The 12,096-nt window shown below is 36.4% G+C and carries 10 protein-coding genes; 1 reads left to right on the top strand and 9 read right to left on the bottom strand.

Annotated elements, in window-relative coordinates:
* Positions 1 to 53 precede the first annotated feature (53 nt).
* Positions 54 to 902 carry an HAD family hydrolase gene (locus JCM15579_RS09875; protein ID WP_054719377.1) on the top strand — a complete coding sequence of 283 codons (849 nt, stop codon included), beginning with the start codon at positions 54 to 56 and terminating at the stop codon, positions 900 to 902.
* A 4-nt stretch (positions 903 to 906) separates the two neighbouring features.
* Here the strand turns inward: JCM15579_RS09875 and JCM15579_RS09870 are convergent, their stop codons facing one another.
* The 9 genes from JCM15579_RS09870 to JCM15579_RS09830 all read right to left on the bottom strand — a co-directional run bounded on the left by JCM15579_RS09870 (position 907) and on the right by JCM15579_RS09830 (position 11,987).
* On the bottom strand, positions 907 to 2,130 hold the full coding sequence (locus JCM15579_RS09870; protein WP_054719374.1) for an alanine dehydrogenase: 1,224 nt from the start codon (positions 2,128 to 2,130) through the stop codon (positions 907 to 909).
* A gap of 94 nt (positions 2,131 to 2,224) precedes the next feature.
* Complete coding sequence (tsaE, locus tag JCM15579_RS09865) at positions 2,225 to 2,641, bottom strand: tRNA (adenosine(37)-N6)-threonylcarbamoyltransferase complex ATPase subunit type 1 TsaE (RefSeq protein WP_054719371.1); 417 nt, start codon at positions 2,639 to 2,641, stop codon at positions 2,225 to 2,227.
* A 21-nt stretch (positions 2,642 to 2,662) separates the two neighbouring features.
* Positions 2,663 to 4,222, bottom strand: coding sequence for a T9SS response regulator signal transducer PorX (gene porX, locus JCM15579_RS09860; protein WP_054719368.1), 1,560 nt, complete (start codon positions 4,220 to 4,222; stop codon positions 2,663 to 2,665).
* A gap of 28 nt (positions 4,223 to 4,250) precedes the next feature.
* Positions 4,251 to 7,829, bottom strand: a complete 3,579-nt coding sequence (porW, locus tag JCM15579_RS09855) for a type IX secretion system periplasmic lipoprotein PorW/SprE (RefSeq protein WP_157471425.1) — start codon at positions 7,827 to 7,829, stop codon at positions 4,251 to 4,253.
* 291 nt (positions 7,830 to 8,120) lie between these two features.
* The gene (locus JCM15579_RS09850; protein WP_245625868.1) at positions 8,121 to 9,152 is read right to left on the bottom strand and encodes an Mrp/NBP35 family ATP-binding protein; all 1,032 of its coding nucleotides are present in this window, start codon (positions 9,150 to 9,152) and stop codon (positions 8,121 to 8,123) included.
* A 109-nt stretch (positions 9,153 to 9,261) separates the two neighbouring features.
* Positions 9,262 to 9,600 (bottom strand): MGMT family protein, encoded by a 339-nt coding sequence (locus JCM15579_RS09845; RefSeq protein ID WP_054719361.1) that lies wholly within the window; start codon positions 9,598 to 9,600, stop codon positions 9,262 to 9,264.
* A complete protein-coding gene (gene trmB, locus JCM15579_RS09840; protein WP_054719358.1) occupies positions 9,601 to 10,344 on the bottom strand; it encodes a tRNA (guanosine(46)-N7)-methyltransferase TrmB in 744 nt (247 codons plus the stop codon). It abuts the gene before it with no gap.
* A gap of 18 nt (positions 10,345 to 10,362) precedes the next feature.
* Complete coding sequence (locus tag JCM15579_RS09835) at positions 10,363 to 10,836, bottom strand: gliding motility lipoprotein GldH (protein ID WP_054719355.1); 474 nt, start codon at positions 10,834 to 10,836, stop codon at positions 10,363 to 10,365.
* The gene (locus tag JCM15579_RS09830; RefSeq protein ID WP_083464624.1) at positions 10,833 to 11,987 is read right to left on the bottom strand and encodes a PSP1 domain-containing protein; all 1,155 of its coding nucleotides are present in this window, start codon (positions 11,985 to 11,987) and stop codon (positions 10,833 to 10,835) included. Before JCM15579_RS09830 ends, JCM15579_RS09835 begins: the two co-directional genes overlap by 4 nt.
* Between the last annotated feature and the right edge of the window lie 109 nt (positions 11,988 to 12,096).

Below are 12,096 nucleotides of genomic sequence, written 5' to 3'. Positions count from 1 at the left end.
ATTATCTTTCAACTTAAAAATGTAATTTTAGCTGTTAGGTAAAGTAGATATTTATGACAGATCAGATTAAAATTGTAGTAAGCGATTTAGATGGAACCTTGTTACCATCAATGGGTGAGGTTAGCAAAAGAAATTACGAATGCCTACAACAACTAAAAGAATCGGATATTACAAGAGTGATCGCTACAGGACGAACTCTATATTCTGCGATGGCTGTATTACCTGAAGATTTTCCTATCGATTACCTGATTTTCTCTTCTGGTGCTGGAATTATGGATTGGAAAAGCAAGGAATTGATCTATTCTCAGAAGATTGAAGCCGAAGAAGTTTTGGAGCTTTCCAAAATTTTGGTCGATCATGAAATTGATTTTATGATTCTGGATCCAATTCCTAACAATCATCAATTCTGGTATTATAAAACGGGAAACAAAAATTCAGATTTCGACAGAAGATTAAATCTTTACAAACAATTTTCTACACCTGTTGGTAATATTCAAGACGCAGAGCGCGATGCCTGCCAAATTTTGGCAATTCTGCCAAACAAAGAAGAATGGTTTGAAGAATTAAAAACCAAGTTTGATGACATTAAAATCATTCGCGCCACCTCACCTTTGGATCATGAATCCATTTGGATGGAAATTTTCCCCTTGCACATTTCAAAAGGACATGGTTGCGAATGGTTATGCAAGAAACTTGATATCAGTGCTGAAGATTCTTTTGTAATAGGCAACGACTATAATGACATTGATCTTTTAGAATGGGGAAAGCACAGCTATGTAGTTGAAAATGCACCGCATGAATTAAAAGACAAATATCAGGTAACCGAAAATGTAATTAAGAATGGTTTTGCCATAGCCGTACAGAAAGTATTAAGTGAATGTTCTGTAAAAAACAATGCTTAAACACCTACATCGCAGCCAACAACAAATCAATATCTTTAGCTAGAATTCCAAAAGTATCACCCAATCTTCGGTTTGTTAAAATGCCACGATACACATAAGCACCTTTTCGAAGGCCAATATCATTTTTAATGAATTTGTGAACGCCACCATTCTGCCCTATATTCAACAATAATGGAGCACAAATGTTGCTCAATGCCAGTGATGCTGTTCTAGCAACATGCGATGGTACATTAGGAACACAATAGTGCAGTACGCCATGTTTCTTATAAACCGGATCTTTGTGATTGGTCATCATAGAGGTTTCGAAACATCCTCCCTGATCAATACTCAAATCGATAATGATTGATCCTGGTTTCATTTTCTCAACCATTTCTTCAGTTACCATATATCCAGAAAATTCTCTTCCATGCCTCAACGCACCAATAACTACATCTGCTGAAGCCAATGCTTTTTCAAGTACATTGGGATGGAGAATCGATGTAAATACCCTATGTCCCAAATGATCTTCCAATCTGCGCAAACGATAAATGGAATCATCAAACACCTTTACCATTGCTCCTAAGCCAAGAGCCGATCGAGTAGCATATTCGGCTGCAGTACCTGCACCCAGTATTACTACTTCGGTTGGTGTAATTCCGGTAATTCCTCCTAGCATTACCCCTTTTCCACCATGTGCCTTACTTAAATATTCTCCGGCAATCATAATGGACGAAATACCTGCAATCTCAGCCATCGATCGTACAACCGGATAAAAATTATCTCGGTCTTTAACCAATTCCAAAGCAATTGCAGTTACTTTTTTCTGCATGAGCTTGCGAACATTCTCTCCACATTGACTTTTGATTTGCAGAGCCGAAAATAAGATCTGATTGCCACGAAGCATATCAATTTCAGCACTTGAAAATGGTGATACCTGCATAACAGTATCACATTGATATACTTCTTTCTTTTCAAGAACAATTCGTGCGCCGTTTTCACTGTATTCTTTATCGGTGTAGTTCGATGCCAAACCAGCTCCTCGTTCAAGAACCACTTCATGGCCATTGTTTACCAGCAACTCCACAGATTGAGGAGTAAGACAAACACGATTTTCACCACGATATTCCTCTTTGGGTATACCAATAACCAATTGTTTGCGTCGGCGTTCTAATTCCAACATTCCTTCCTTAGGCTGATAAAATTCATGACCTAGTGGGAAGTTCTTTGATCCTTCACTTAACGGCGCCATATGCTATATTGTAATATTTAATAGAATACTTACTTTGAGTAAGCCATTACAATTTAAGAAATTTTTGGCTCTTTTCAGCCTTGACAATTTCTGATTAAAGGATACGAATTCTTCTGCTGCCGTCTGCCTCTTCGTTAAAGTGAACTTCAACAGTATCATTAGGCAGAATCGAATCAATTTTTTCGGGCCATTCAATAAAGCAAATGGCATCGCTGTAAAAATAATCCTCATACCCAAAATCATATGCCTCTTGAACATCATCAATTCGATAAAAATCGAAATGGTAGATTATATTTTCCTTGGCCGTATGATACTCGTTTACAATGGCAAAAGTTGGACTGTTTATGGTATCCTGCACTCCCAGTTCTTCGCAAATGGCTTTTACAAATGTTGTTTTGCCAACACCCATTGCACCATGCATCGCAAAAATTCTTTTATCTCCTACCAGCTTAATAAATTCAGCTGCAACAGAGTTAATATCTTCCAGAGAATTGATTTTTAATTCCGTCATTTCCTGCTAAATCTTTTGAATTTAAATTTTCTTTGGACTTAAAGTAACCAGTGGAACAATCATCTCCTCTAAAGAAATTCCTCCATGTTGGAAAGTATTTCGATAATAAGAGCTGTAATAATTAAAATTGTTCGGGTATGCCAAAAAGTCCTCTCCGAATGCAAAGATATAAGAAGAACTAACATTTACTTGCGGTAAATTCGCTTTTCGTGGTTCTGTAACCTCAAAAACCTCTTTCGACTTATAATTCAGGTTCTTTCCTTGCTTGTAACGCAAGTTGGTATTGGTTTGTCTGTCGCCAATTACTTTAACAGGATTTTGCACACGAATTGAACCATGATCGGTAGTTATTACAAGCTTTACATTCTGTTCTGATAACTTTTTAATTAATTCAAGCAACATTGAATGTTCAAACCACGATAAGGTCAATGATCGATAGGCAGCCTCATCTGCTGCCAATTCCCGAATCATTTCACTTTCGGTTCTGGCATGAGAAAGCATGTCAACAAAATTGTATACAAAAACACTCAATTGTGAACTTAAAATGGACTTTAGGTTATCCAATACCTTTGCTCCCATTTTTTCATTGTTGATTTTCTCGTAATGATAGGTATAATCCTTATAATGACGTTTCAGTTGGAATCCTATAAAATCTTCTTCGTGAATGTTCTTGCTGCTTTCTTCGTCCTCATCAATCCAATGTTGTGGGTGTCTTTTTTTGATTTCCAAAGGAGATAAACCAGAAAACATTGAATTGCGCGCATACTGAGTAGCTGTTGGAAGAATGGAATAATACATCGAATCATCTTCAAGAACAAAGTATTCGCTAATTACCGGATACAATGTTTGCCACTGATCGTAACGCAAATTGTCAATTAAAATAAAGGCTACCTTTTGTCCCTGATCCAGCAATGGATAAACTTTTTCTTTGAATACATTAGGTGTAAGCAATGGCTTATCCTCTTCTTCAGGATCCATCCAGGAAAGGTAATTTTTCTTTACAAAGCGAGCGAATAGGTTATTGGCCTCGGTTTTCTGCATTCTTAGAATTTCATCCATACCAGAATCTTCGATATTGGAAAGTTCCAATTCCCAAAACACCAACTTTCGGTACATCTTCATCCAGTCATCAAAATTGCGACAGTCGTTAATTTCCATTCCCATTTGCCCAAATTTCGATTGATAGGCCATGGTGGTTTTCTCCGAAACCAATCGCTTTTTATCGATGTGCTTTTTAAGCGTAAGCAGAATTTGCTTTGGATTTACAGGTTTAATCAGGTAATCGGATATTTGCTTCCCGATAGCCTCATCCATAATGTCTTCTTCCTCGCTTTTTGTGATCATCACAATTGGCAAAGCTGAATCAATCGATTTGATTTCACTTAGTGCTTCAAGTCCACTCATTCCTGGCATATTTTCATCCAATAGTACCAAATCAAAGTGTGATTCTTTTACCAAATCAAGTGCATCGTAAGCGTTATTACACGATACCACTGCGTACCCTTTTTCCTCTAAAAAAATAATATGAGGCTTTAACAACTCTATCTCATCATCAACCCAAAGTATCGTATTTTCTTTCACACTTCCACAATTAAATCAAACCAAAAATCTATTTCAAATAGTACTTTTTAAAGAATTGAAGATATTTAGCCGTATCTCCATCTTTCGCAAATACCTTAAAGTTCTCATCGGAAATCACAAAATTGCGATATCCCACTTTTTCCACAGGTGCAAACAAATCACGATTGGTAACAATAGCACGGAAATACATCATTGCCTGCTTTTTGCTTCTCATGTTCACGACCAATAGCACATCTCGCTCATCATCCAACTCACGAACTTCAATTTTTAATGGACCTGTATTATATTTCTTAATTCCTGAAATCAATTGTTTCTTATTCACATTCTCTCTTGTGTAAATCAAGGCGAAATAATGTGGCAATTTTTCATCAAATTGATACAATCCATCTTGAACGACTTTCTCTTTTTTCTTAACAGGAGCCTCATCCTTCGCACCCAGATAATTCTTTTTAAAGAAATCCAAATATGGGAACAAAGCTTTTTCTACATAAAACTTATTGAAATTCTCCTCACTGATCACAAAGTTTCGATAATCAACCTTCTCAAGTTGAGTATAAATTGCATCATTCGAAACCAAACTTCTGAAATAGTTCATTGCATCAAGTTTCGAGCCAACATTGTTTACCACAATCATATTTAAATCATCATCGTATTGCTCTTTTAGCACACTATAATCTTTGTCGTGATTGTAAATATCATTTCTCAACTTTCCGATATTAACTTTACGTGCCGGAACCAACAGAATAAACTTGTGATTATCTGCCGGATTAAATACAAACGCCGTAGAGTCTAAATTGTTGTTTACAGCCACCAACTTACCTTGCTTCTTAACCGTAGATTGTTTTGGCTTACGTTCTACATTAAAATAGCTTTTGGTGTAAAAATCAAGGTATTGCTCAATATCCTTACCTTGTTTCAGCATTTCAAAATTCGAATGAGAAATGATAAAATTCCTGTAATCAACATCTTCTAATCCGCTAAATGCTTTATTACTGGTAATAATTCCGTTAAAGTAATTTAATGCATCCTCCTTGTCTTTTAATCCTTTTACCATGATCATGATGTGATCCTTATCCAATGATAGACGATCCACCTTAAAAGTACGACTATTGTACGCATCTGCATTATATCTTGATATATTGAACAAAGATCTGTTCGGATCACCATCTTGCTTAGAAAACATCAACACAAAATAATGCTCCTCATCAGCTTTAAACTTGTACAAACTCTTCGGCTTTTCTTTTTTAGGTTTATCGTCCTTAACTTCAACCATTGCCTGTTCATCTTCAAGTCGCCAATTTCGAAGCAATCTGTTTTGTCGGGCCAACTCCATATCTTTCTCTGTGTAAACAACAGGTGTAGCTCCTTTCTCCAACCCAGCTAAAATCGCTTTAACCGTTTGGGTTATTTCTTTGGTTGGATTAGCTTCCAACACTTGCACAAGGGACTGCTTAAATACATCAACATTTTGTGTTCTTCCTACACACAACGCTCTCAAAAACAAAAACCTCGGACGAAGATCACTTTCTGGATATCTTAACAATCCTTCATTACAGATTTTAACCACTCTAAAGTAGTAGTAGTTCTGAAAATCCTCATAAGCTTGTGCATAAAGCTGATGTGCTCTTTGATATTCAGCATCGAGCTTTAACTGGTAATTTGGATCTCTCAATGCTTTTGCATACTCACTATCTTTAAACTCAGTTAGTATTTTGTTCTTGTAGAAATCAGATTTTAAATTTCTGCCAAATGATTTATTGATTGCATAACAATGATAGTAGCTTGAAAGTAGATATGGATTTTCCGGAAATCTTTTCAACAAAGTCTCGAAACTTTCAAGTGCCTTCTCTTCATTATTCAGTTTCTCCTCATACACCAATCCTGCCTGATACAAACCTTTCATAATTCTATCATCAGATTTTACCATAGCAGCTTTTGTCATTGGTAAATCCACCAAATAATACTCTTTACTCTTAGGATCTTTTTTCTGTGATTGAGAACTGACATCATCTTTCGATTCTTGCTCTAAAGCAATTTCTATGTCCTCAACAGAATAATCAGACCTATTCTTTCTTCTCCAATTATCTTCCAGTTTTCTTCGTCCCCACTTGCGTTGAAATTCCGATTTTCCCAATCCAATATTTGTTGGATTATAGAAGTACCAATTCCCCTGGGTTTGATTTCTGTTTCGAGAATTCCCAAGCATATTATTCTGACTAAAGAAAGCTCTGTCTGATTGTGCTTCAGCCTCCATTAATTGTTTTTCTCTTTCCTTTTCGTTTATTTTCTTGATTAAGCCATTAATTAACCTATCTCTATCGGTCTTACTCATTAAAGCAACCCTTTGCAAGCTATCTTCACGAACAACCATATTCAGGTTATTCACCAATTCAGTAAGATTCCCGACTCTTTCGGATATTTTTCTATAATTAGGATAATCACTACCCAAATAGGTCATCGAACTATCGTAACACATCTGAGCTTTCGGGTAAGTTTCCTCTCCAAAATAATAATCACCCAGCTTTAAAAATGAAATGGCCTTTTGATTCTCATTGTACAAAGAAACTTTGGTTGATTCCCAGTAATTAGAGATTGCAGATTCCATATTCTCATCTACAACATCCATTTCTGCCATTGCATAATAAATCTGATCTTTGTACTCCTTGTTCTTCTCATCACGCAACATTTTGCGCAAGCCTTTTCTTATTTCCTCACCATTTTCAGCACCGGTATACGATAGAGCACGACTAATTTTTGCATTAAAAGTCATCTCATAACTCGCATTCAAATCAATCAATTCCTGAAACGCTCTTGATGCCTCGCTCGGATTATCTAACTTTTGATGAAGTTGCGCCAACAAATAATAATACCTCGCTTTTGCGTATTTGTCTTTCGATATGGCAATGCATCTTTCCAAAGCAGGAACAGCATCTTCAAATCGCTTTTGTCTTATTGCTGCATCTGCTTGCAAAGCTTCTATACGAACCAAATCATCTTTCGATAAATTGTTATCATTCGAAAGCCTTTCCAAAATTTCCCCACCTGCAATAAACTCACCTCTATCAATTAAACTAACTGCCTTCCATAATTTTGCCTCAGCAATCAAATCCGACTCTGGATATTCTCTAATGATAAAATCATAAGCTTTCTCGGCAACATGATATTCACCCTTGTAAAATTGGGCCTTTCCAATCAACATGTAACAATCATCAATCCAATTGTTGTACTCTTTCTTTTTACGAAACTCCTTGTTTTTTTCTGACTGATTTCCTTTTTTACGCTTCGGCTTGCGCGTAATAGAGTGAATTTTAATGGCCTTAGTTGCTTTCTCAAGAGCTCTATCCATGCTCGAAAAAGACAAAGATCTGGCAGCTGGGTTCTGATATTCGAAAACAGGCAGTAAAATGGTGTAATTTTCCTGAAGTCCGTTCTTAATTTTTTGCTCACCTTCCTTCAAGCTCTCTTTACCATTAAAATACACATTATAATGTGTGGTAAGAGCATGATACTGACGGCTCATGAAAGTATTTTTCTGATTAGAACATGCATATGCAAAAATCAGAATGGCTATTATCGTTAAGGTTTGTTGAATTAGTTTACGAGTCAAGGCTAAATGTTTTGTTTGATAACACCCTAAGCTTCGCTATTTATTTACAAAAGCTACTGGTATTATTCTGAGTTTATTAGATTCCCAAAATGGTATAACTGATATCTGTTGATTTTTATTATTCCAAAAACTGAAATTTATTAAATAAAATCTAAAAATAGTTCTATTCAAGGAATAAAAAAAGGAGCAATAAATGCTCCTTCTCTCTTTATATGGTTTTATATTCTTATCGCGTAATTTTCACACGTTCAGTTGGTGCTGATTTTTGATTTCTTGCATCAACAGCTGCATTTAATTTAGCAGCCAAATCGGCGAAAGCATGCCAACTACAGAATCTTCGTTCACGGCAGCAGGTTTTCCATTATCTCCACCTTCGCGAATACTTTGAACAATAGGAATTTGACCTAGCAATTCGATTCCTTTTTCTTCTGCTAGTTTTTTACATCCATCTTTACCGAAAATATAGTATTTATTTTCAGGCAATTCAGCAGGAGTAAACCAAGCCATATTTTCAACCATTCCTAATACAGGAACATTAACCCCAGGTCCTTCGAACATGCTAATTCCTTTTACAGCATCAGCCAAAGCAACCTCTTGTGGCGTACTTACCACAATGGCTCCCGTTACAGGAACTGTTTGAACCAAAGTAAGGTGAATATCACTGGTTCCTGGTGGCAAGTCGATTAAAACGTAATCCAACTCTCCCCAGTTTCCTTCTTCAATCATCTGCTTTAATGCATTGGAAGCCATAGGTCCACGCCAAACAGTAGCCTGAGCAGGATCAACAAAGAAACCAATAGAAAGCATTTTTACACCATAAGCCTCATGTGGCTCAATCAAATCCTTACCATCTACATTAACAAGGTTCGGGCGAGCTGACTCTGCTCCAAACATCAATGGAACCGAAGGACCATAAATGTCGGCATCAATTAAACCAACTTTTGCTCCGGCTTTCGCCAGTGCAACTGCCAAGTTCGATGATACGGTAGATTTTCCAACACCACCTTTACCTGATGCAACAGCAATAATATTTTTAACTTTTGGCAAAACTTTTGGTTCTTCAACCACATGCATTGCCTTTACTTTAATGTTTCCTTTGATTTCAGCTTCCCTATCAACAAATTTTAAAACAGCTGATACACAGGCTTTTTTCAAGGGAACAATATTAGGATCGTCTGATTTTTGGAATACCAAATCGAAACCAATTTTCTTTCCTTCAATTTTAATATTACGAACCATATCCAACCCCATGATATCCTTATCGGTACCAGGATATTGAACCAATTTTAAAGCGTCCGTAATTTGCTTTTGAGTGTAACTCATGATTTATGAATATTAATTCTTTAATGTATTTTTTGGATCGAATTTCTTTCAAGCATTGCTGATATTGAATTCGATAAGATACCAACAAAGGTATATATTTAGACTGAATTTAAATAGAATCCCAGTCAAGTTCTTTCATGGGATCCCAAAATATTTTGTCGAAGTCTTGTATTTGGTCATCAATCACAACAATTCCTTCATTCTCGAGAAGCTCTTGCATTAAATTTTCACCTGGAAAATGATGTTTTCCACTTAGCATTCCCAAACGATTTACTACTCGATGTGCTGGAACATATGCTTTGCTAGAGTGTGATTGATTCATGGCCCAACCAACCATTCTGGAACCCCTGGGAGATCCCACAAACCTGGCAATGGCACCATAACTGGTAGCTCTTCCAACAGGAATTTTCCGAACTACTTCGTAAATTTTATCGTACAGATCAGACATTTATTGTTTGCGCTTCTCTCTACCAAAACTTCTGTAGGAATCCAATTCAATCTCAACATCTGGCTCAATAAATTCAGTTTTTCCATCAAGCCTGAACTTTAAATACTTAATTGGAATTCCTCTGTTAAGAAATTGCTGTTCGTAAAATGTTCTGATAGAAAGAATATCATCAGCCTTCCCTGAATTGTACAAGTCATTGGTGTCAACATCAACCGAAAGAGAGTTTTCCTTAATCACATACGAAGTATATTCATACAAGAAATTACTATCCGATTTCAGGTGAATAATTCCATCTCTGGTCAACAGGTTCGAGTATAACTTCAGAAAGCGTGTTCCGGTAAGTCTTTTTCTTTCCTTTTTCATTTGTGGATCAGGAAAGGTAATCCAGATTTCAGAAATCTCACCTGAATCAAAAATCGATTCAAGAAGTTCAGCTTTGGTTCTTATAAACCCGACATTACCCAAACCTTCTTCAATAGCGGTTTTGGCACCGCGCCACATTCTTGCGCCTTTTATGTCAATTCCAATAAAGTTTTTATTCGGAAATTTACGTGCTAAACCTACTGTATACTCTCCTTTTCCGCATCCAACTTCTAAAACAATTGGATTATCATTTTTAAAAACTTCTTTATTCCACTTTCCTTTCAAATGATAATTTGTTTCCCAAACCTCTTTATGAGTAGGTTGAAATACATTATCAAATGTATCCATCTCAGCAAAACGCTGTAATTTATTCTTTCCCACGACTAAACGCTAAAAATTTTATTGATTTGCTTTCTCAAGTCTTAAGCCAATATTCACTACTTCTTTCAATTCCTCATCGCGCATTCCTTGCACAATTTCAAATACGTAAACCCCAGACCTTTGGAATACTACATTCTGTTTAAACGGAACTTGTAAATCGAAAATATCACCAAATCCGCTACCAAACCATTTTCCTTTTTCGGTAGCCAAACTACATTCGAACTTATCTTCAACAACATTTCCATCTGGCGAAGTTCTCTTCACAAACAACCAAAGATTGCTGTATGCATATCCACCAGTATTCCTAACATTGATATACAAATTGTGAACACTAATGGTATCGGTAACTTCCACTTCAAAGCGAAGAGTATTGTTCATGTCCCAGGTATAATCCGGAATTTCTTTATACTCTTCATAAACACGATTGGAATCGCACGATTGGTTTGACAGTACAATTACTGCCACGCAAAAAATCCAAATCAATTTGTTCATGACTTTGCTGGCTTGTTTGGTTTTCTTGGTTTACGACGGAATTTTCTTTTTCCTCTTCGTTTATTCGGATTTTCCTTCTTATCGAATCGGTTCAAGCTATCCTGACCTACAACATTTTCGTAGTCCAAAGATTTTTTGTTGTCAGTTGATTTTTCTGACACCAATTTATCTACCTTGATTCCTTTCTTGTTCAAGCGAATAATTTCCTTCACTCTATCAACAGAAACCTGCACCATATTCATCGAATTGAACTTATCGAATGAATACCACATTAATCTCTTGAAAATATCTGTTTTCTGATGATAAGCTGTTCCATCCTTGGTTTCCAACGGAATACTTGTATTCGGGAAATCCTTTTGAGCATCGATATAGCAATCCAACTCAAAATTCAAACAACACTTCAGTTTTCCACATTGCCCGGCAAGTTTCTGAGGATTTAATGAAATCTCCTGGTAACGAGCTGCATTGGTTGTTACCGAAACAAAGTTGGTAATCCAGGTTGAACAACAAAGTTCTCTACCACAAGGGCCAATACCTCCAATTCGTCCAGCTTCCTGTCGTGCACCAATTTGGCGCATTTCAATTCTGATTTTGAATTGCTCTGCCAATACTTTAATCAACTGTCTAAAGTCAACTCTATCATCAGCTATATAGTAGAAAATTGCTTTTGTTTTATCTCCCTGATATTCAACATCGCCAATTTTCATATCCAGCCTTAATTCAGCAGATATTTGGCGAGCTTTAATCATTGTTTTGTGTTCCAGTGCAATGGCTTCATGCCATTTTTCGATATCAACAGGCTTTGCCTTTCTGTAGACTTTTTTTGCCTCGTATGTATTCGGATCAAGCTTTTGTTTGCGCATTTGTTCCACAACCAAATCGCCTGTTAAGGATACAATCCCGATATCATGTCCTGGTGATGCTTCAACTGCTACCACATCACCTCTTTGTAATCTTAATTGATTTGTATTTGAATAGAATCCTTTACGGGTATTCTTAAATTTTATTTCAACAACATCCGGACATTGTGCACTTTCAGGAACATCTTTCAACCAATCGTAAACATCAAGCTTACCAGCCAACATACGATGGTCTCTTTTATTGGATGCACAGCCTGCGCATTTCCCTTTTGGTTCCTTATTTTCTGTCATATATATATTGATTATTAGTCGATAATCGACCGCAAAATTAGCTAATTTATTTTACAAACCTTTTAAAGGTAATTATTTCGGGTAAATTTAATTGGGTGGATTACGGACG

Origin of the sequence: Marinifilum fragile JCM 15579, assembly GCF_001310955.1 — a bacterium.
Classification (GTDB): Bacteria; Bacteroidota; Bacteroidia; order Bacteroidales; family Marinifilaceae; genus Marinifilum; species Marinifilum fragile.
This window is presented reverse-complemented; position numbering and strand designations above follow the sequence as displayed.

Bases quoted from the DNA above. Each gene is read 5' to 3' on its own strand.
- JCM15579_RS09830 (WP_083464624.1), bottom strand. From the start codon at position 11,987: ATGACAGAAAATAAGGAACCAAAAGGGAAATGCGCAGGCTGTGCATCC.
- JCM15579_RS09875 (WP_054719377.1), top strand. From the start codon at position 54: ATGACAGATCAGATTAAAATTGTAGTAAGCGATTTAGATGGAACCTTG.
- tsaE (WP_054719371.1), bottom strand. From the start codon at position 2,641: ATGACGGAATTAAAAATCAATTCTCTGGAAGATATTAACTCTGTTGCA.
- JCM15579_RS09835 (WP_054719355.1), bottom strand. From the start codon at position 10,836: ATGAACAAATTGATTTGGATTTTTTGCGTGGCAGTAATTGTACTGTCA.
- JCM15579_RS09845 (WP_054719361.1), bottom strand. From the start codon at position 9,600: ATGTCTGATCTGTACGATAAAATTTACGAAGTAGTTCGGAAAATTCCT.
- JCM15579_RS09870 (WP_054719374.1), bottom strand. From the start codon at position 2,130: ATGGCGCCGTTAAGTGAAGGATCAAAGAACTTCCCACTAGGTCATGAA.
- JCM15579_RS09850 (WP_245625868.1), bottom strand. From the start codon at position 9,152: ATGAGTTACACTCAAAAGCAAATTACGGACGCTTTAAAATTGGTTCAA.